18 protein-coding genes are annotated in these 20,239 nt (G+C 73.4%); 10 read left to right on the plus strand and 8 right to left on the minus strand.

Annotation, left to right across the window (positions count from 1 at the left end; translation table 11 throughout):
- Positions 1–19 precede the first annotated feature (19 nt).
- Positions 20–1,504 (plus strand): cytochrome P450, encoded by a 1,485-nt coding sequence (locus tag ACWC5O_RS29590; protein ID WP_450584328.1) that lies wholly within the window; start codon positions 20–22, stop codon positions 1,502–1,504.
- A gap of 15 nt (positions 1,505–1,519) precedes the next feature.
- Here ACWC5O_RS29590 and ACWC5O_RS29595 read toward each other — a convergent pair whose 3' ends face one another.
- The 3 genes from ACWC5O_RS29595 to ACWC5O_RS29605 form a co-directional block, all read right to left on the minus strand.
- Complete coding sequence (locus ACWC5O_RS29595) at positions 1,520–2,473, minus strand: pseudouridine synthase (protein WP_450584326.1); 954 nt, start codon at positions 2,471–2,473, stop codon at positions 1,520–1,522.
- Positions 2,474–2,551: 78 nt separating this feature from the next.
- On the minus strand, positions 2,552–3,400 hold the full coding sequence (locus tag ACWC5O_RS29600) for a siderophore-interacting protein (RefSeq protein ID WP_450584324.1): 849 nt from the start codon (positions 3,398–3,400) through the stop codon (positions 2,552–2,554).
- A 112-nt stretch (positions 3,401–3,512) separates the two neighbouring features.
- Complete coding sequence (locus ACWC5O_RS29605) at positions 3,513–4,433, minus strand: 5'-3' exonuclease (protein WP_450584322.1); 921 nt, start codon at positions 4,431–4,433, stop codon at positions 3,513–3,515.
- Between the two features lie 373 nt (positions 4,434–4,806).
- On the opposite strand from ACWC5O_RS29605, the gene ACWC5O_RS29610 reads away from it, so the two are divergent.
- On the plus strand, positions 4,807–5,379 hold the full coding sequence (locus ACWC5O_RS29610; protein WP_450584320.1) for a helix-turn-helix domain-containing protein: 573 nt from the start codon (positions 4,807–4,809) through the stop codon (positions 5,377–5,379).
- Positions 5,379–6,095, plus strand: a complete 717-nt coding sequence (locus tag ACWC5O_RS29615) for a helical backbone metal receptor (protein ID WP_450584318.1) — start codon at positions 5,379–5,381, stop codon at positions 6,093–6,095. The genes ACWC5O_RS29610 and ACWC5O_RS29615 overlap by 1 nt, the downstream gene beginning before the upstream one ends.
- Here the strand turns inward: ACWC5O_RS29615 and ACWC5O_RS29620 are convergent.
- Complete coding sequence (locus tag ACWC5O_RS29620; RefSeq protein ID WP_450584644.1) at positions 6,007–7,155, minus strand: TDT family transporter; 1,149 nt, start codon at positions 7,153–7,155, stop codon at positions 6,007–6,009. The genes ACWC5O_RS29615 and ACWC5O_RS29620 overlap by 89 nt on opposite strands.
- A gap of 70 nt (positions 7,156–7,225) precedes the next feature.
- On the opposite strand from ACWC5O_RS29620, the gene ACWC5O_RS29625 reads away from it, so the two are divergent.
- The gene (locus tag ACWC5O_RS29625; protein WP_450584316.1) at positions 7,226–8,155 is read left to right on the plus strand and encodes a LysR family transcriptional regulator; all 930 of its coding nucleotides are present in this window, start codon (positions 7,226–7,228) and stop codon (positions 8,153–8,155) included.
- A gap of 2 nt (positions 8,156–8,157) precedes the next feature.
- On the opposite strand, the gene ACWC5O_RS29630 is transcribed toward ACWC5O_RS29625, so the two are convergent.
- Both ACWC5O_RS29630 and ACWC5O_RS29635 read right to left on the minus strand, forming a co-directional pair.
- Entirely contained in the window at positions 8,158–8,844 is a 687-nt protein-coding gene (locus ACWC5O_RS29630; RefSeq protein WP_450584314.1) for a gamma-glutamyl-gamma-aminobutyrate hydrolase family protein, read from the minus strand.
- 53 nt (positions 8,845–8,897) lie between these two features.
- A complete protein-coding gene (locus ACWC5O_RS29635) occupies positions 8,898–9,650 on the minus strand; it encodes a FadR/GntR family transcriptional regulator (RefSeq protein WP_450584313.1) in 753 nt (250 codons plus the stop codon).
- Between the two features lie 95 nt (positions 9,651–9,745).
- Here ACWC5O_RS29635 and ACWC5O_RS29640 point away from each other — a divergent pair, with 95 nt between their 5' ends.
- Genes ACWC5O_RS29640 through ACWC5O_RS29655 form a run of 4 tightly spaced genes read left to right on the plus strand, consistent with a single transcriptional unit; the run spans position 9,746 to position 14,532 of the window.
- On the plus strand, positions 9,746–11,110 hold the full coding sequence (locus ACWC5O_RS29640) for a glutamine synthetase family protein (RefSeq protein WP_450584311.1): 1,365 nt from the start codon (positions 9,746–9,748) through the stop codon (positions 11,108–11,110).
- Positions 11,111–11,121: 11 nt separating this feature from the next.
- Positions 11,122–12,495, plus strand: a complete 1,374-nt coding sequence (locus tag ACWC5O_RS29645) for an aldehyde dehydrogenase family protein (RefSeq protein ID WP_450584309.1) — start codon at positions 11,122–11,124, stop codon at positions 12,493–12,495.
- Positions 12,492–13,274 carry a 3-oxoacyl-ACP reductase gene (locus ACWC5O_RS29650; RefSeq protein WP_450584308.1) on the plus strand — a complete coding sequence of 261 codons (783 nt, stop codon included), beginning with the start codon at positions 12,492–12,494 and terminating at the stop codon, positions 13,272–13,274. Before ACWC5O_RS29645 ends, ACWC5O_RS29650 begins: the two co-directional genes overlap by 4 nt.
- Before the next feature lie 25 nt (positions 13,275–13,299).
- Positions 13,300–14,532 (plus strand): haloacid dehalogenase-like hydrolase, encoded by a 1,233-nt coding sequence (locus tag ACWC5O_RS29655; protein WP_450584306.1) that lies wholly within the window; start codon positions 13,300–13,302, stop codon positions 14,530–14,532.
- Between the two features lie 7 nt (positions 14,533–14,539).
- On the opposite strand, the gene ACWC5O_RS29660 is transcribed toward ACWC5O_RS29655, so the two are convergent.
- Positions 14,540–15,742: an amino acid deaminase/aldolase gene (locus ACWC5O_RS29660; protein ID WP_450584304.1), complete on the minus strand. Its 1,203-nt coding sequence runs from the start codon at positions 15,740–15,742 to the stop codon at positions 14,540–14,542.
- A 1,536-nt stretch (positions 15,743–17,278) separates the two neighbouring features.
- Between ACWC5O_RS29660 and ACWC5O_RS29665 the strand changes: the two genes are divergently transcribed.
- Positions 17,279–18,091 carry a hypothetical protein gene (locus ACWC5O_RS29665; RefSeq protein WP_450584303.1) on the plus strand — a complete coding sequence of 271 codons (813 nt, stop codon included), beginning with the start codon at positions 17,279–17,281 and terminating at the stop codon, positions 18,089–18,091.
- Positions 18,088–19,275 (plus strand): type VII secretion-associated serine protease mycosin, encoded by a 1,188-nt coding sequence (gene mycP / locus ACWC5O_RS29670; RefSeq protein ID WP_450584301.1) that lies wholly within the window; start codon positions 18,088–18,090, stop codon positions 19,273–19,275. Before ACWC5O_RS29665 ends, mycP begins: the two co-directional genes overlap by 4 nt.
- Here mycP and ACWC5O_RS29675 read toward each other — a convergent pair.
- Complete coding sequence (locus ACWC5O_RS29675) at positions 19,272–20,228, minus strand: serine hydrolase (RefSeq protein WP_450584299.1); 957 nt, start codon at positions 20,226–20,228, stop codon at positions 19,272–19,274. The genes mycP and ACWC5O_RS29675 overlap by 4 nt on opposite strands.
- Positions 20,229–20,239: the final 11 nt, after the last annotated feature.

Here is a 20,239-nt window from a genome sequence, read left to right on the forward strand (position 1 = left end):
TCCGCTCCGGAGCGACACTGTGACGCCTGAACCCCAATCCCTCACCGGCACCGAGCCCACCGCCGGCCCGCCCCCCGGCTGCCCGGCGCACGGCCTCGGTCCCGGAGGACTGCACCGGCTCTACGGCCCCGACGCGGCGGACCTGGACGACCTCTACGAGCGGCTGCGGGAGGAGCACGGCACCGTCGCGCCCGTGCTGCTCCACGAGGACGTACCGATGTGGGTGGTCCTCGGGCACGCCGAGAACCTGCACCTGGTCCGCAGCCCCTCCCAGTACGCCCGCGACAGCCGGATCTGGACCCCGCTGCAGGAGGGCATGGTCAAACCCGACCACCCGCTCATGCCGCACATCGCCTGGCAGCCCATCTGCTCGCACGCCGAGGGCGACGAGCACCAGCGGCTGCGCGCGGCGGTCACCGGCGCCATGTCGACCATCGACCACCGCAGCATGCGCCGCCACATCGGCCGCTACACCCAGGAGCTGGTCAACGACTTCTGCGAACGTGGCCAAGCCGACCTGGTCTCCCAGTTCGCCGAGCACCTGCCGATGGCCATCATGTGCGAGATCCTCGGCATGCCCGAGGAGTACAACGACCGGATGGTGCAGGCCGCCCGCGACGCGCTCAAGGGCACCGAGACCGCCATCCAGAGCCATGCGTACGTCATGGACGCGCTGAGCCGGCTCACCACCCGCCGCCGCGCCCGGCCGGACGACGACTTCACCAGTCACCTCATCACCCACCCCGCGGGACTGACCGACGAGGAGGTCCGCGAACACCTGCGCCTCGTCCTCTTCGCGGCCTACGAGGCCACCGCCAACCTGCTCGCCAACGCGCTGCGCATGGTCCTCACCGAGCCGGGCTTCCGCGCCCAGCTCAACGGCGGCCAGATGACCGTGCCGGAGGCGATCGAGCAGTCCCTGTGGGACGAGCCGCCGTTCAGCACCGTCCTCGGCTACTTCGCCAAGCAGGACACCGAGCTGGGCGGCCAGCGCATCCGCAAGGGCGACGGGCTGCTCTTCGCGCCCGCCCCGGGCAACGTGGACCCTCGGGTGCGGCCCGACCTGTCCGCCAACATGCAGGGCAACCGCTCCCACCTCGCCTTCGGCGGCGGCCCCCACGAGTGTCCCGGCCAGGACATCGGCCGTGCCATCGCCGACGTCGGCGTGGACGCCCTGCTGACACGGCTCTCGGACATCCAGCTGGACTGCGCCGAGGAGGACCTGCGCTGGCGGTCGTCCATCGCCTCCCGGCACCTGGTGGCCCTGCCGGTGCGCTTCGAACCGAAGCCCCAGCAGGACGTCGGCCTCCCGCCCAGCCCTTCCCACATCCCGGCCCAGCGCGCCACCTGGCAGGTGGGCTTCGTCCGCACGGAACCGGCCCCCACGTCGGAGCCCGCCCCGGCGATCCCCCGCCCCGCCCCCGAGCCGGCACCCGTGGCACCGGTGCAGCCTCGCCGCCAGAACGTGTGGCAGCGGATGCTGCGCTGGTGGCGGGGGGAATGAGCGCGGGGAGCGCGGTCACGGCTCCTGGCCGGCCCACCGCTCGGGCGAGTGCCAGGCCTCCAGCGTCCGCCCGCTGACGAACGTGTGCTCCGCCCCCGTCACCGGATCGGTGAACTCCAGCCTCCGTGCGAGCAGTTGCAGCGGACGCCGGAAGTCGCCGGGCGGTACGGGGGCGGTCACCTCCGGGTACAGCGGGTCGCCGAGGATGGGGACGCCCAGCGCGCTCAGGTGCACCCGCAGCTGGTGGGTCTGCCCCGTCTCCGGGACGAGCCGGTACCGGCCCAGCGCGGCCCGGTGCTCGGCCAGCTCCACCCGGGTCACGGCGTTCGGCTCGCCCTCGACCTCCCGCGCTGCCGGGATGCCGCGCTCCTTCAGGATCCGGCTGCGCACGGTCCGGGGCAGGGCGAGCGAGGCGTCGTACGGCGCGATCGCCTCGTACTCCTTGCGGACCAGCCGGTCCGCGAACAGCGTCTGGTACGCGCCGCGCTCCTCGGGCCGCACCGTGAACAGCACGAGACCGGCGGTGAGCCGGTCCAGCCGGTGCGCGGCGGACAGCGACGGGATGTCCAGCTCGGTCCGCAGCCGGGCCAGCACGGTCTGGGTGACATGCGTGCCGCGCGGGGTCGTCGCGAGGAAGTGCGGCTTGTCGGCCACGACGATGTGCGCGTCCCGGTGGACCACCTCCACCGGGAACGGCACCGGCACCTCGGCGGGCAGCTCGCGGTGGAACCACACGAACATCCCCGGCTCGTACGGCGCGTCCGGTGCCACCGCCCGCCCGTCGGCGCCCACGACGAGCCCCGCGTCGAACATCTCCTCGACCACCCCGGGCCCGGCCCCCGTCAGCCGCTCCACGAGATGCTCCCGGACGGTCGCCCACACCCCGCCGAACGGCAGACGCACCCGCACCGGGTCGACACCGTCACGCTGAGGGAGCGGGGCGGGCGGGGGCGGGGTACGGCGTCTCATCGGTCAAGGGTACGAGGCCGCTCGGACGGCAGACGAGAGCGGCGGCACCCCGTCAGGGTGCCGCCGCTCCCGCAGTGTTCAGGCCGCCGCCGCGCCGTCGCTCTCCTGCTCGGCCTCGATGCGGGCGTTCCACTCCCGCTTGGAGGCCTGCCAGCCGTCCTCGTTGTGGCCGAGGCGCCAGTAGCCGGAGATCGACAGGTCCTCGCGCGGGATCTGCAGCTCGACCCGGAGCAGCCGGCGCAGCTCCTTCACGAAGCTCGCCTCGCCGTGCACGAACGCGTGCATCCGGCCCCCGGGGAATTCCAGCGCGTGCACGGCCGCCACCAGGGCCTCGCCCACCGGCCGGTCCCCGCGGTGCACCCAGACGACCTCCACCTCGGAGTCGATCTTCTGCTCCTCCTCGGGACCGGACACCTCCACGAAGGCGTGCGCACGGGCGCCGGAGGGCAGCGTCTCCAGGGCTCGGGCGATCGCGGGCAGCGCGCTCTCGTCACCGACGAGCAGATGCCAGTCGGCGCTCGGGTCGGGCGCGTAGGCACCGCCGGGACCCATGAAGCGCACGCTCTCACCGGGCTGTACGCGGGTCGCCCACGGCCCGGCCAGACCCTCGTCGCCGTGGATCACGAAGTCCAGGGTCAGCTCGCGGTGCTCGGGATCCCAGGCACGCACGGTGTAGGTCCGCGTCACCGGCCACTGCCCACGGGGGAACTCCGCGCGGATCCGCTCCAGGTCGAAGGGCTCCGGGTAGGTCACGCCAGGAGGGCCGAACAGCAGCTTCACATAGTGGTCGGTGCAGGTGTCCGCGGCGAAACCGGCGAGGCCCTCGCCGCCGAGCACCACACGCTGCATGTGCGGGGTCAGCCGCTCGGTGCGTACCACCTGGGCGGTGTGCGGCTTGCGTGGCTTTCGTCCCGGACGCTCTGCCATCACGGCCTCCTGCTGCATTGGTTAGGTTTACCTAAGTTAGCATCTCTCTCCGGTGAACACGGCTTCCAGGAGGGCTTGGTGAACGCGTTTTGCCGGAATATTCCGGTCGGAATCACTCCCCCAGCGTCGTCAGCAGCCGCTGCAGGGAGCCCCCCAGCCCCCAGCGTGCCGCCAGCGCCTCCAGGCCCGCCGGATCCCGTGGGCTGCGCGGCAGCGCGGTGTCGACGTCCGGCAGCGGGACGTCGTCGGCCACCCGCACCACCTTCGGCGCGACCGCGACATACGGCCGGGCCTCGGTCAGCCGCTTGCGCTGCGACGGCGTGAGCTTCGCCTTCGGGTCGTCGACCGCCGCCATGATCCCGGCCAGGTCGCCGAACTCGGCGAGCAGCTTGGCGGCCGTCTTCTCGCCGATCCCGGACACACCCGGCAGGCCGTCGCTCGGGTCGCCGCGCAGCAACGCCAGATCCGCGTACCCCCGCCCGTCGACCCCGTACTTCTCGCGCAGCACCGCCTCGTCGGTCAGCTGCAGCGTGCCGACACCCTTCAGTGGGTACAGCACGCGGATGCCGCGCTCGTCGTCGACGAGCTGATACAGGTCGCGGTCGCCGGTGACGATGTCCACCGGTCCGTCGGCGCGCGCGGTAAATGTGCCGATCACGTCGTCGGCCTCGTAGTCCGCGACCCCGACCCGGGCGATGCCGACCGCGTCCAGCACGGCCTCGATCACCGGCACCTGAGGGGTGAGCGTGTCCGGCACCTCCTCCTCGTCCGGCGCGCCCTCGTGCTCCTCGGCGACCCGGTGCGCCTTGTAGGTGGGGATCAGGTCCACCCGCCACTGCGGCCGCCAGTCGGCGTCCATGCAGGCCACCAGTTTCTCCGGCCGGTGGTCCTGGACCAGCCGGTCGATGAAGTCCAGCAGCCCGCGCACGGCGTTCACCGGTGTGCCGTCGGGCGCCCGCACGGAGTCCGGCACGCCGAAGTAGGCGCGGAAGTAGAGCGATGCGGTGTCGAGAAGCATGAGTCGTCCGGTCACGGTCGCATCATGCCGTACGGCACTGACGGTCACCTGCCGCCCACGGATCCACCCCTCGTGGCGTATCCGAGCGCCGACTCCCGGGAGAATCCTCTACGGGAAGGATCCGGCCAACCACGGAGCGCTATGGACCCTGCCCCGGCGGGAACACCGAGGCCCGCTCCGGCCTTGAACCAGGGGAGACCCGTCCCGCACGGCGAGCGGCCGCACTGGCGCGAACCATGGGGGTGCGGGCCCACCGGCGTGTCAGGGATGTGACGGCCGCATGAAACGGTTTGCCGAACATGCGTAGGGTGCAGACAACTCATCAGAGGTGTGTCCGGCGGTGGACACCCTGTCGGCGGCACGACGAGTGAAGGAGGGAGCCGGAGCGATGGGCGACCACAAAGAGCAACAGCCTGTGCGGGTGGGCGCGGCCGTCCGGCGGCGTCGCCGTGCGCTGGAACTCACCCTCGCCGTCGTGGCCGAGCGCAGTGGCCTCTCGGTGCCCTTCCTCAGCCAGGTCGAGAACGACCGGGCCCGTCCGAGCCGCACGTCCCTGGAGAAGCTGGCCGACGCCCTGCGCACCACGGCCGTGGAACTCCTCGCCGCCGCCGACCCGGCCTGCAGCGTGGACGTCGTCCGCGCCGAGCCCGTCGCCGAGGGCGACTTCGACCCCCGCACCCGCTCCCTGGTGCGCGGTCACCACCAGTTGCACGCCTCCGAGTTCACCGGCGACCACGAGGCCGGCCGCGAGTTCCAGCACCGCAACGACGAGCTGATGTACGTCGCCGACGGCGCGGTCGAGATCGAGGCCGAGGGCCGGGCGTATCGGCTCGGCCGCGGCGACACCCTTTACCTCACTGGCGGAGTCCGGCATCGCTGGCGGGCGACTGTCCCTGACACGCGGGTCATCGTGGTGGCGGTCGCCGAGCACATCGAGGCCGTGCAGGACCGGCCCCGTTAGTGCGGGTCGTCTCCCTGGTCCCGTCCCTCACCGAGGCCGTCGCCGTGACGCTGCCCGGAGTCCTCGTCGGTGCCACTGACTGGTGCGACCGTCCGGCGGACCTGGACGTCACCCGCATCGGCGGCACGAAGAACCCGGACCCGGACCGGATTCTCGCGCTCGCGCCCGATCTGGTGATCGCCAACGAGGAGGAGAACCGCGCCCCCGACCTGGACGCCCTGCGTGCGGCGGGCCTGGAGGTGCTGGTCACCGAGGTGCGGACCGTACCGCAGGCCTTCCGGGAGCTGGAGCGGGTGCTGACCGCGTGCGGCGCGGCCCGGCCGTCCTGGCTGGACGAGGCGGAGGCCGCCTGGACCGGGCTGCCCGAGCCCGGGAGCCGTACGACGGCGGTCGTGCCGATCTGGCGCCGCCCCTGGATGGTCCTGGGCAGGGACACCTTCGCGGGTGACGTGCTGGCCCGTCTCGGCGTGCACCACCTGTACGCCACGCACCCCGAACGCTATCCCCGCGTGCCACTGGAGGAGCTGCGGGCGGTGGCCCCGGAGGTCGTGGTGCTGCCGGACGAGCCCTACCGCTTCACCGCGGACGACGGCCCCGAGGCCTTCCCGGGCCTGCCCTGCGCCCTGGTCAGCGGACGGCACCTGACCTGGTACGGACCGTCGCTGGCAGAGGCGCCACGGGTGCTGGCCGAGGCCCTGCGAGCAGCTCACCGCTGAGCAGCCCCCGCACCGTCCCCGACGCGGCCGCGAGCCATGCGGCGACCAGGATGCCGTACAGGGCGACGGTGAGGGCCTCGTACCCGGCGAGCCCGGTGTGCCGGGCGAGTGCGGCGGCGCCGGTGACACAGGTGCCCACGGGGAAGGTGAACGCCCACCAGGTCATGGCGAAGCCCATGCCCTGCCGTCGGGCCCGCACCACATGCGCGGCCGCGAGCGCCAGCCACAGCAGCGCGAACCCCATGACCGGCACGCCGTAGAGCAGCGCGAACACGGCGAATCCGCGGTCGTACGGGGCCGGTACGACCCGGGGAGCCGCGTCCGCGATCAGGCCGACGGCGGTGGTGGACTGCCCGAGCGGGCCGAGGACCAGGAACAGGGTCGGGGTGAGGGCGAGCGGCAGCGGGCCCGAGGTGATCAGCCGGGCGAAGACCAGCGGCAGCATCAGCAGCGTGGCCAGCAGGCTCAGCCCGAACAGCGCGAAGCACGCCAGCAGCAGTGTCTCCCGGGGCTGCCCCGGCGGCAGATGCGGCACCAGCAGCGGACCGAGCGCGGCGGAGACCATCGGCGCGACGAGCGGCAGCAGCCAGACCGGGGTGGCCTGGGCGGCCTGGACGCGGTGGTGCACGGCCATCAGGTACGGCACGGCCACGGCGGCCGCGAGCCCGACCGCCGTACCGACGGTGAACAGGACCGCGTCGAGCGCGACGGCAGGACCGGTGCCGATCCAGTCCCGGCCGACCGTCAGGGCGCCGCCGCCCACCGCAAGCAGGGCCATGGACAGACAGCCGTAGAAGGGGGCCATGGCCGGGTCGAGGAGGTGGGCACGGGCCTGGTCGCGGTGGTGGGTCCAGTGCCGGGCGCGGGCGGTCAGCAGGGTCAGCAGCAGGAGGAGGGCCAGCGCCCAGACGGCCGTGCACACCTCGCGCAGCCCAGGAATGTGCAGGGGGAGTGCGGCACCGGCCGTGCCGACGACGGAGGTCCCCATGACGGAGGCGTACCAGTTGGGACCGAGGTGCCGGACGCGGCTGGCGGGCAGGGAATGGGCTGCGGTGACCATGACCTCACCGTCCCGCCCCCGGGCGCCGCTGACCAGGGAGTTCATGTCTATGAGGGCATAAACTGGCCTTATGAGCGAGGAGTACGCGACGGACGACGGCCGCCCCGCCGGCTCACTGGCGCACCGGGTGCCGGATCTCGGCGCGCTGGAACTGCTGCTGGCCGTGGCGCGCCTGGGCAGTCTCGGGGCGGCGGCGCGGGAGGTCGGCATCACCCAGCCGGCCGCCAGCAGCCGCATCCGCTCCATGGAACGGCAACTGGGCGTCGCCCTGGTCGACCGCTCCCCGCGCGGCTCCAGGCTCACGGACGCGGGCGCCCTGGTGACGGACTGGGCCCGCCGGGTGGTGGAGGCGGCGGCCGCCTTCGACGCGGGTGCGCGGGCGCTGCGCGACCGGCGGGACTCACGGCTGCGGGTGGCGGCGAGCATGACCATCGCGGAGTACCTGCTCCCGGGCTGGCTCCTCGCCCTGCACGCCGAGCGCCCCGACACCGCCGTCTCGCTGCTCGCGGGCAACTCGGCGAAGGTCGCGGAACTCCTGCTGGCAGACGAGGCGGACCTGGGTTTCGTGGAGGGCCTCACGGTCCCGGCGGGCCTGGACTCCGCGGTGATCGCCCGTGACCGCCTGATCGTCGTCACGGCCCCCGGCCACCCCTGGGCCCGCCGCCGGCGCCCCCTCACCCCCGAGGAGCTGGCCGCCACGCCCCTGATCCTGCGCGAACGCGGCTCCGGCACCCGCCAGGTCCTGGACACGGCCCTCGGCGGCCTGGCCCGCCCCCTGATGGAACTCTCCTCCACCACGGCCGTGAAGTCGTCGGCGGTCAGCGGCGCGGGCCCCTCGGTCCTCAGCGAACTGGCCGTGGGGGAGGAGCTGGCGATGCGACGGCTGGTGAGCATCCCGGTGGAGGGGGTGTCACTGCGCCGGGACCTGCGCGCGGTGTGGCCGACGGGGCATCGGCCCACGGGGCCGGCGCGGGAGCTGCTGTCGCTGACCAGGGGGTGACCTCAGGACGCGGCCAGCACCAGAGCCCGCATCACCCGCAGATCCTCGCCCATCTCCGGATGCCACTGCACCCCCAGCACCCATCCCTCGCCCGGCGGCAGTTCGACCGCCTCCACGGTTCCGTCCGCCGCGTGGGCCGAGGGCACCAGCCCCGTACCGAGCCGCTCCACCGCCTGATGGTGATACGTCGGCACGGTCGTCTCCTCGGGCGCGATCTCCGCGTACAGCGTGCCCGGCACCGGCTTCACGGCATGCCCCCCGAACGCCCCGACCACCTCCGCGTGCCCGTCCAGGTGCTGCACCAGCGTTCCGCCGAGCGCCACGTTCAGCAGCTGCATCCCCCGGCAGATCCCCAGCACCGGCACCCGCGCCGCCAGCGCCGCCTCGATCAGCGCGAGTTCCCACGCGTCCCGCTCCGGCGCGGGCGGCCCCGTACGCGGTGACCGCTCGGCCCCGTACCGCGACGGATCGACGTCCGGCCCGCCCGCGATCACCAGCCCGTCCAGCCGCTCCACCGCCTCCGCGGCCCGCTCGGGCGCGTCCGGCGGCAGCATGGCGGCCAGCCCCCCGGCCCGCTGCACCAGCCGCGGATAGCCGGCCGGCAGCAGCGCGGCGTCCAGCTCCCACACACCCCAGCGCGCACCGGCCTCCAGGTACGTGCTCACACCGATCAGTGGTCGTACGGTCATGCCACCCTCCCCGGGAATCCAAAGGTCCACACGCATACCTTTGCAGAGCGGGCTCACGCCAGGAAGCCCCGCAGCAGCGCCGCCGTACCCGCGCAGTGCTCCCGCATCATCTCCCGCGCCCCGTCCGCGTCCCCGTCCAGCACCGCCTCCACCAGCGCGATGTGCTGCCGCTGCGAGTGCTCCAGGTTGCGCACCAGCAGCGGGATGCAGTCCAGCAGGTCGTTGACGGTCGCCCGCACCGCCGCGTACTGCGCGGTCAGCGACGGTGAACCGCACAGTTCGGCCAGCGTCAGGTGCAGCAGCGTGTCCAGCCGCCGGTAGTCCGCGAGCGGCGCCTCGTGCGTGCGGTCCAGCGCCTCCCGCAGCCGGCCGGCCTGCTCGTCGGTCAGCCCGTGCGCCGCGCACAGCCCCGCCGCTCCCACCTCAAGGACCTCGCGGAACCGGAGTACATCTTCGATGTCGACCTCGGCGATCCGCCGCCGCAGCTCGTCCTCGCCGCCCGCGTCCGTGCGCGGCAGCACGAACGTTCCGCCGTACCGCCCGCGCCGCGCCTCCACCAGCCCCTGGTCCTGCAGCACCTTCAGCACCTCTCGCAGGGTCACCCGGCTGATCCCGAGCCGCTCCGCCAGCTCCCGCTCGGCGGGCAGCCGCTCGCCGCCCGCCACCAGGCCGAGCCGTACGACCTGCAGGATCTGCTCCAGCGCCTCCTCGAAGCCGTTGCCTGCCCGCACCGGCCGCAGCACCGGAGCGAGCCGGTCGTCGACTCCCTGTGCAGGCACGCCCTGCGCTCCCGTCTCCTGCGACATCCGGCCGTACCCCCTTCCCAAGCAATGGTTCTCGGCAATACCTTATGGCTCCCGGCCCCGCCGTAAAACGCGAAGCAGCCTAAGGAGGCTCTCCCGTGGCAGACCGCACACCCCCGCTGAGCGTCGAGGAACTGCACACCCTCGTCGCCGGTGGTGAGATCGACACTGTCGTCCTGGCCTTCCCCGACATGCAAGGGCGTCTCCAGGGCAAGCGGTTCGCCGCCCGATTCTTCCTCGACGAGGTGTTGCAGCACGGCACCGAGGGCTGCAACTACCTGCTCGCCGTCGACACCGAGATGAACACCGTCGACGGCTACGCGATGTCCTCCTGGGACCGCGGCTACGGCGACTTCGCCATGCACCCCGACCTCGCCACCCTGCGCCGCATCCCCTGGCACCCCGGCACCGCCCTGCTCGTCGCCGACCTCGCCTGGAACGACGGCTCCCCGGTCGTCGCCGCCCCGCGCCAGATCCTGCGCCGCCAGCTCGACCGCCTCGCCGAACTCGGCTACACCGCCCAGGTCGGCACCGAGCTGGAGTTCATCGTCTTCAAGGACAGCTATGAGCAGGCCTGGGACGCGAACTACCGCGACCTGACCCCGGCCAACCAGTACAACATCGACTACTCCATCCTCGGCACCGGCCGCATCGAGCCCCTGCTGCGCCGCCTGCGCAACGACATGGCCGGCGCCGGCCTCACCGTCGAGTCCGCCAAGGGCGAGTGCAACCCCGGCCAGCACGAGATCGCCTTCCGTTACGACGAGGCCCTGCGCACCTGCGACCAGCACGCCCTGTACAAGACGGGCGCCAAGGAGATCGCCGCCCAGGAGGGCGTCTCGATCACCTTCATGGCCAAGTACAACGAGCGCGAGGGCAACTCCTGCCACATCCACCTCTCGCTCGCGGACGCCGACGGCGACAACGCGATGGCGGGGGGCGGCGACGGCGGGATGTCCGACGTCATGCGGCACTTCCTCGCCGGACAGCTCGCCGCACTGCGCGACTTCTCCCTCCTCTACGCCCCCAACATCAACTCCTACAAGCGGTTCCAGCCCGGCTCCTTCGCGCCCACCGCCGTCGCCTGGGGCCACGACAACCGCACCTGCGCCCTGCGCGTGGTCGGCCACGGCCGCTCCCTGCGCTTCGAGAACCGCCTGCCCGGCGGCGACGTCAACCCGTACCTCGCCGTCGCCGGACTGGTCGCCGCCGGCCTGTACGGCATCGAGCAGCAGCTGGAACTCCCCGAGCCCTGCCCCGGCAACGCCTACACCGCCGACTTCGAGCACGTACCGACCACCCTGCGCGAGGCCGCCGAACTCTGGGAGAACAGCCCGATCGCCAAGGCCGCCTTCGGCGACGAGGTCGTCGCGCACTACCGCAACATGGCACGCGTCGAACTGGAGGCCTTCGACGCCGCGGTCACCGACTGGGAGCTGCGCCGCTCCTTCGAACGCCTGTGAAAGGTCATCACGTGTCCGACCCGCACGAGCTGAAGGTCCTCAACCCCGCCACCGAGGAGGTCGTCGCCACCGTCCCCGCCGCCGACGCGGCCGAGGTGGACGCCGCCGTCGTACGGGCCTCGCGCGCCCAGGAGAAATGGGCCGCCCTCCCGCCCGCCGACCGCGCCCGCCAGCTGCGCCGTTTCGCCGACGTCGTCGACGCCCACATCGACGAACTGGCCCGGCTGGAGGTCCGCGAGGCCGGCCACACCCTCGGCAACGCCCGCTGGGAGGCCGGCAACGCCCGCGACCTGCTGCTCTACGCGGCCGGCGGCGCCGAACGCCTCCTCGGCAGGCAGATCCCCGCACCCGGCGGCTGGGACGTCACCTTCCACGAACCCCTGGGCGTCGTCGGCGTGATCGCCCCGTGGAACTTCCCCATGCCGATCGCCGCCTGGGGCTCCTTCCCGGCCCTCGCCGCGGGCAACGCCGTCCTCCTCAAGCCCGCCGAGACCACCCCGCTGACGGCTCTGCGCCTGGCCGGACTCGCACTGGAGGCGGGCCTGCCCGAGGGGGTGTTCCAGGTCCTCCCCGGCTACGGCCACACCGCGGGCCGCGCCCTGGTCGACCATCCCGACGTCGCCAAGATCGTGTTCACCGGCTCCACCCGCACCGGCCGTGAGGTCATGGAGCACTGCGCGAAGCTCGTCAAGCCGGTCACCCTGGAACTCGGCGGCAAGAGCCCCAACGTCGTCTTCGCCGACGCCGACCTCAGGTCCGCCCTCGACCCCTTCTCCTTCCTGGACAACTCGGGGCAGGACTGCTGCGCCCGCACCCGCATCCTCGTCCAGGAGTCGGTGTACGAGGAGGCCCGCGACTTCCTCGCCGACGCGTTGGCGGCCGTCGTGGTGGGCGACCCGGCCGACGAGAAGACCCAGATGGGTCCGCTGATCTCCCGTCAGCAGCTGGAGCGCGTACGGTCGTACGTACCCGAGGACGCCCCGGCCCTGCGCGGCAGCGCCCCCGACGGACCCGGCTTCTGGTTCCCGCCGACCGTCCTCACGGGGGAGCGGCCGGGCAGCGCGGCGGCCCGCGAGGAGATCTTCGGCCCCGTCGCCGTCCTCCTCCCCTTCACCGACGAACAGGACGCGATCCGCCTCGCCAACGACACCCCCTACGGCCTCTCCGGCTCCATCTGGACCCGGGACGTCGGCCGCGCCCTGCGCGTCTCCCAGGCCGTCCGCGCGGGCAACCTGTCCGTCAACTCCCACTCCAGCGTCCGCTACTGGACCCCGTTCGGCGGCTTCAAGCAGTCCGGCCTCGGCCGTGAGCTGGGCCCGGACGCCCTGACCGCCTTCACCGAAACCAAGAACGTCTTCATCAGCACGGAGGGCCCCGCACTGTGACCGACAACATCGTTTGCCGCCGCCTGGTCGGCCGTACCGCCGTCGTCACCGGAGCCGGCAGCGGCATCGGCCTCGCCGCCGCCCGCCGCCTCGCCTCCGAGGGCGCGCACGTGGTCTGCGGCGACGTCGACGAGGTCCGCGGCAAGGCCGCCGCCGACGAGGTCGGCGGGATCTTCGTCAAGGTCGACGTCACCGACCCCGAGCAGGTCGAGGCGCTGTTCAAGACCGCCTACGACACCTACGGCAGCGTCGACGTCGCCTTCAACAACGCCGGCATCTCCCCGCCCGACGACGACTCCATCCTGGAGACCGGCCTGGAGGCCTGGAAGCGGGTCCAGGAGGTCAACCTCACCTCCGTCTACCTGTGCTGCAAGGCCGCCATCCCGTACATGCGCCGCCAGGGCAAGGGCTCCATCATCAACACGGCGTCCTTCGTGGCCCGGATGGGCGCGGCCACCTCGCAGATCTCGTACACGGCCTCCAAGGGCGGCGTACTCGCCATGTCCCGCGAACTGGGCGTGCAGTTCGCCCGCGAGGGCATCCGGGTCAACGCCCTCTGCCCGGGCCCGGTGAACACCCCGCTCCTGCAGGAGCTGTTCGCCAAGGACCCGGAGCGGGCCGCCCGCCGCCTCGTCCACATCCCCGTCGGCCGGTTCGCCGAGGCCGAGGAGATCGCCGCCGCCGTCGCCTTCCTGGCCAGCGACGACTCCTCCTTCGTCAACGCCACCGACTTCCTGGTGGACGGCGGAATCTCGGGCGCGTACGTCACGCCCCTGTAGGGGCAAAGGTGTACGGTCCGCGCGTATGCGACACCATCTCGCGTGGACCCTGGCAGCGGCCGCCGTCCTGGCGGCCGCGCCCACCGCATCGCCGGCAGCCGCTCACAACTGCCCCCGGCTGACCGGTACCTGGTACGGCGCCAACCGCGCCCACCTCCAGCAGGTCATCGACGCCTACGGCACCTGCTCCGGGTACCGGGGCGCGGTGGCCACGTTCGACTGGGACAACACGGTCACCAAGAACGACGTCACCGACGCCACCCTCTCCTGGGCCCTGCGCCACGACCGGCTTCTGCGCCCTGCCCGCTGGAAGGGCACCAGCGTCTGGCTGACCGACGCCGCCGACCACGCCCTCACGGCCGCCTGCGGCACCGGCGCCGGCACGCCCCTGCGCACCTCGACCCGCCCGCGCTGCACGGACGAGATCGTGCGGATCCGCGAGACCGGCACCACGACGAGCGGCGCCCCCGCCTTCGCCGGCCACTGGAACCACCGGCGCACGGTCCCGCAGTACGCCTGGGTCCCCCAGCTCTTCGCCGGCCGCACCCCCGCCGACCTGGCCTCCTACGCCAGGTCAGCCCGCCGCGAGGCCCTCGCCGCCCCCGTCGGCGCGACCCGCACCCTGGGCACCCGCACGGTCCCCGCCTACGTCCGCTACTACGACCAGCAGCGTGACCTGATCCGCACCCTGCGGCGAGCCGGATTCGAGGTGTACGTCGTCTCGGCGGGCGCCGAACCCGTCACCGAGGTCTGGTCCCGGGCGGTCGGCGTCGACGCGGCCCACACCATCGCCATCCGCCCGGTCCTGGACCGCCGGGGCCGGATCACCGTGTGGAACGAGGGCTGCGGCGGCGTCCCCGCGACCCGGGGTGCGGTGATCCCCTACATCGACGGCAAGCGCTGCTGGATCAACCAGGAGGTCTACGGCGTCCAGGGCGCCGCGGCCTGGCAGCGGCAGCCCCGGAGGCGGCGGCCCGCGCTCGCGGCCGGCGACGCCGACACCGACGTCACCTTCGTCGGGGACGCCACCGGCGCCCACCTCGTGATCAACCGCAACAAGCCGGAACTCATGTGCCGGGCGTACGACGACGCCGACGGCCACTGGCTGGTGAACCCCATGTTCATCGCCCCGCTGCCGCGCCGGCCGGAGCCGTACCCGTGCGCGACCACCGCCCGCACCCACCCCGACGGCACGCTCGGACCGCTCCGGCGCGCCGACGGCTCGGTGGTGCCGGACCGGGCCGACACGGTCTACTGAACGGCACTCAGAGGAAGGTCTGCCCCTCACCCCGATAGGTGGGCACGGTCGCCGTCACCGCGTCCCCCTCGACCAGCTGCAGCACCTCGAACCGCTCGCACAGTTCGCCCGCCTTGGCGTGCCGGAACCACACCTTGTCGCCGATCAGCAGATCGTCGGCGGGCGAGCCCAGCAGCGGGGTCTGCACCTCGCCGGGGCCTTCCTGCGGGTCGTACCTGAGCCCCTCCGGCAGGTACGGCACCGGCAGCCGGTCGGGACCGGCCGCGCCGGAGGCCGGATAGCCGCCGCCGAGCACGGTCACGACACCCACGCCCGGCCGCCGTACGACCGGCTGGGCGAACAGGGCGGCCGGACGGCCGCTGAAGGACGTGTAGTTGTCGAAGAGCCGCGGCACGTACAGGCCGGAGCCCGCCGCGATCTCCGTGACCGCGTCCTCGGCGGCGGTGTGCTGCACACTGCCCGTGCCACCGCCGTTGACGAACTCCAGGTCGGGCGCCACGGCCCGCACCGCCCGCACCACGGCGGCGCGCCGCTCGACCAGCTCACGCTTCGCGGTGGCCTGCATCAGCCGGATCGCCCGCGACCGCAGCGGCCGCCCCGCCACGGAGTCCCCGACCCCGGCGACGTGCCCCTCGTACGCCATGATGCCCACCAGCCTGAAGCCCGGCCGCCGGGCCACGGCCCGGGCCAGCTCGGCGAGTTGGGCGGGCGAGTGCAGCGGCGAACGCAGCGCGCCCACCCGGAACCGGCCGCCCAGCAGCTTCAGTGAGGTGTCCAACTCCAGGCAGACCCGCACCACTTCACGCCCGCCGTCGCGGGCCGCGTCGATGAGGTCGAGGTGGGCGACGTCGTCGATCATCACCGTGACGGCGCTCGCGAGCTTGGGGTCGGCGGCCAGCTCGGCGAAACCGGACCGGTCGGCGGACGGATAGGCCAGCAGGATGTCGTCGAACCCCGAACGCGCGAGCCACAGCGACTCGGCGAGGGTGAACGACATGATGCCCTGGAAGCCGTCCCTGGCCAGGACGCGTTCCAGCAGGGCCCGGCAGCGGACCGACTTGCTCGCGACCCGGACCGGCTTTCCGGCGGCACGGCGGACCAGATCGTCCGCGTTGGCGTCGAAGGCGTCCAGGTCCACGATCGCCAGCGGGGCGTCGAGATGGGCGGTGGCCCGGTCGTAACGGGCCCGATCAGCGGCACGCGCAGTCATGACGGAAGCCTGCCAGACAGGATTACCGCAGGGTAGGGGGACGTTCCGGGCAGATGCCCCGGGCTCGTGGACTGGTTCTCGTTCTCTCCCGGACAACCCGTAGAGTGACGCGCACGTACGACGGAACGTGCCCGGCCACTTCATCTGAACCGGGATGCCGGTCCAGCCGTACGGGTATGCGTGCCCGGACGGAGTCTTCGCCCCGGGCGCGGCCGAGGAGCACGACGGCCCGCGTACGAGGAAACGGCCCGGGCACGAGGAAACGGGGGGTGCATGAGCACGGAAGCGCGCCGCGCCCCCGTACCGCCACGCCCGACGAATCCGCCTCCCGGCCACACCCCCGGCCACACCCCCGAACCCCCGTCACCGGCCCCGCCCGCGGGAGCACCGACGGCCGGACCGTCGGCACCGACGGGCGCCCGCGTACCGGCCGGGTACCGGACGGTTTCCGCGGGGTCGGCGCCGGTCCCGGCCGCACCGGGCTCCGAGGACCTCGACGAAGAGCCCTCCGTGTTCGCACCCCGCGCCACGCGGAACGCGACCACGCAGGCGCCGCCCGAGCGCCCCGCGCAGGCGCCCGGCGCGGGCTCCGCCCGCTTCGCCCCCTTCCGGCCCTCCGCCGTACCCGAGGCTCCCGACCCGGTGAGCCCGCCGCCACCCCCTGCCTCGGCCCGCTTCCCCGACACCCCGCCGAGCGCGGCCCGCCTCCCCGACACGGCACCGAGCACGGGCCGCAAGGCACGCGCCGAGCGGGCCGGCACGAAGGTACCGCCGCGACCGGGAGCACCTGCGGAGTCCCTGACGGAGACGACGACCCGGCTCCGCCCGATCCGATCGGCGACCGAGCCGCAGCGCCCTGGCCCCGCGTCCACGCCGGCCGCGGGTGGTCGGGGGGAGTCCGCTCCCGGCGGTGCGGGTTCTGCGTCCACGTCGGCCGCGGGTCGTCCGGGTGAGTTCGCTCCCGGCGGCGCGGGTTCTGCAGCCACACCGTTCGCCGGCCGTCAGGGGGAGTCCGCTCCGGGCCGTGCGGGTTCTGCGGCCACGTCGGCCGCGGGTCGTCCGGGGGAGACCGCTCCTGGCCGTCAGGATTCCGCGGCCACGCCGTCTGCCGGCCGTCCGGCGGAGTCCGCTCCCGGCCGTGCGGATGCCGCGGCAACGCCGTACACGGGCACACCGCCCCGCCGCCCCGCAGCGCCCGCGGAGTCCCTCTCGGAGACGACCGCCCCGCTGCGGCCGATCCGGTCGGCGGCCGAGCCGCAGCGCCCTGGCCCCGCGTCCACGCCGGCCGCGGGTCGTGCGGGGGAGTCGGCTCCGGGTCGTGCGGGTTCTGCGTCCACGTCGGCCGCCGGCCGTCCTGCCTCCGCGCAGGCCCCTGCCGGCACCCGCCCGGCCTCCCCGCTGCCACCCCCCAGGCCCCCGGCGCGTGGCCTCCGGAACGCCTGGAGCCCGAGCGACCCCGCGCACCCGGTGAGTCCTCCGCCGGCTTCGCCGGACCCGGCGCTCTCCTGGAGTGCCGGGGCGGCCGCTCGGCCCGTCGTGTCGTTCGGGGAGCCCGAGGGGTACGACGAGCGGATGCGGGCGCGGCCGCTGGGGGTGCGAGTAGGTCCCCGGACCGCCGCTGCCGCCGCCTGCCTGGTCCTCGGGCTCGGCCTCATCGGCGGTGCCGTGACCGGGAGTTGGCTCACCGGGGACGGCGGCGACGGCCCGGCCGGGAACGGGTTCACCGCGGCCGCGACACTGTGGCACAACGTGCCCGTCGACCGGCTCTTCCCGCCCACCCTCCAGGGCACCGGCGCCGGACCCGGTGGCGCCGACCGGAGCTGGACGCGGATCGCCGTCGCCCCGGACGGCAGGTGCGCCGACGCCTTCGACCCGCTGCTGCACAAGGCCCTCGCCCCCGTCGGCTGCCAGCGGCTCCTGCGCGCCACCTACACCGACGCCACCCAGACCTACGTCACCACCGTCGGCCTGCTGTTCACGAAGGCCGACTCCGCCGCCATGTCGTCGCTCGCCGCCCGCTTCCGCGACGAGCACCTGGACCGCCGCAGCGACCTGATGCCCCGGCCGTACGCCGCCAAGGGCACCGCCGCTGCCGCCTTCGGCTACAAGCAGCGCGCCACCTGGACCCTCTCCGTCCTCACCGACGCCCCCGTCGTCGCCTACGCCGTCTCCGGCTGGGCCGACGGCCGCACCGTCGACTCGCCCCAGCCCGCCGCGGACGCCCTCCGCTCCGGCGCCACCTCGGCACCCGCCCAGGCCGGTCTCGGCAACGAGGCGCAGGGCCTGGCCGACCGCGTCGAACGGCGGCTGCGTCAGACCGTCAGCTCGGCCACGGAGAAACCGTCATGAGGCGATCGACGCGCGGCCACCGCCGCGTGCGGGTGACCGGGCCGGCGGTGAGCCTCCTGCTCGCCGGCTCCCTCGTCCTGCTGCCCTCCGCCGCGGCCCACGCCGACGGCATCCGCGCCCAGCAGTGGGGCCTGTCCGCCCTCCACCTCGACGAGGCCTGGCGCACCACCAAGGGCCAGGGCGTCACCGTCGCCGTGCTGGACACCGGAGTCGAGGCCGACCACCCGGACCTGGCCGGAAACGTCCTGTCCACCAAGGACATGATCGGCTTCGGCGCCGGGCCCGGCGACCGCACCTGGGCCCGGCACGGCACCGCCATGGCCGGCATCATCGCCGGGCACGGCCACGGCCCCGGCAACAGCGAGGGCGTCATGGGCGTCGCGCCCCAGGCGAAGATCCTGCCCGTGCGGGTCATCCTCGAGGACGGCGACCCCGCCCGCGCCAAGGCCCGCACCACCCGCGGCAACGCCCTCGCCGACGGCATCCGCTGGGCCGCCGACCACGGCGCCGACGTCATCAACCTCTCCCTCGGCGACGACTCCAACTCCGCCCACCCGGAGCCCAGCGAGGACGAGGCAGTGCAGTACGCCCTGAAGAAGGGCGTGGTCGTCGTCGCCTCCGCGGGCAACGGCGGCGACAAGGGCGACCACGTCTCCTACCCGGCTGCCTACCCGGGCGTCATCGCGGCCACCGCCGTGGACAAGTTCGGCACGCGCGCGTCCTTCTCCACCCGCCGCTGGTACGCCGCGGTCAGCGCACCCGGCGTGAACGTCGTGATCGCCGACCCCGACCACAAGTACTACGAAGGCTGGGGCACCTCGGCCGCCTCCGCCTTCGTCTCGGGCGCCGCCGCCCTGATCAAGGCGGCCCACCCCGCCCTGACCCCGGCCCAGATCAAGAAGCTCCTGGAGGACACGGCCCGCGACGCCCCCGTGGGCGGCCGCGACGACTCCCGCGGCTTCGGCATGATCGACCCCGCAGCGGCCCTCAAGGCAGCGGCCGGGCTCAAGCCACAGCACCTGCACACGGCGCCGTACGGCAAGAAGTACTTCGGCCCCGGCCCGGACACCCCCAAGTCCACCACGTCCACCTCCGACTGGGCGGGCCCCCTGGCAGGCAGCGTCGGCGGAGTTCTGCTGGTAGCGGCGGTGGTCCTCTGGAGAAGCCGCAGGACAACTTCCTAAGCCGAGGCGAACGAGGACACCGCCGCCTTCGCGGCAGCCTCCACCAACGTGATCCCCTTCGCCTGGCTCACCGTCCCCTTGGACAACACGGCCACCAGGTAGTCGGAGCCGTCCACCGTCACCCGCCCGATGCTGTTGACGTCCCACAGCCCGGTCGTACTACGCGCCAGCCACCCGTTCTTCACAGCCCACGAAGACCCCACGGCCGCAGCCGAGACCCCCCACTGCTGATCGGCCTCCACACCCTTCATCAGCCCCTGCACATACGTCCGCGAGGCCGCACTCAGCACCGACTCCTCGCCGAACACCTGCTGAAGCAACGCCAGTTGATCCGCCGCCGTGGTCTGAGTCAGCCCCCACAGCTCACCGTCACCACCCGAGGTCGCCGAAAGGCCGAACCGCTCGTTCGCCGCGTCCAACCCCTCGGCCCGCCCGATCGTGTGCCACAGCGCCGTCGCGGACGCGTTGTCGCTGTTCTCGATCATCTTCGTGGCGTACGCCTTCTCGGAAGCCGTCAGGTGCCGCCCGGCATCCTGCGCCTGCAGCAGCAGCGTGGCCAGGATGTCGACCTTGACGATGCTCGCCGTGTCGAAGGCGGCCTCGCCGTACCCGGCACTCTCCCCGGAGTCCATTTCCAGCACCGCCGCCGACACCTTCGCGCCGGACGGCACGCTCACCGCGGCCATGGCCTTGGACAGCAGCGCCTTCCGGTCGACGGCCGAAGGCGAAGTCGCGGGTTCCACCGATGCCTCCTCGCCCGCCGTGACCGAGGAGGAGGCCGACGGCGACCCCGCCGACGATACGGCTCCGGCACCGGCGTGCGCCCGCGCCTTCACATAGACCGTGCCGCCCGCCGTGACCCCGCTGACGGCGACCACGGTGAGCGCGGTGAAGAGCAGCGGGCGGCGGGAGCGGCGCGCACGGCGGCGACGGCCGGCTCTGGAGGACTCCATGCCCGCGATGC

Source organism: Streptomyces sp. NPDC001450 (assembly GCF_053597295.1).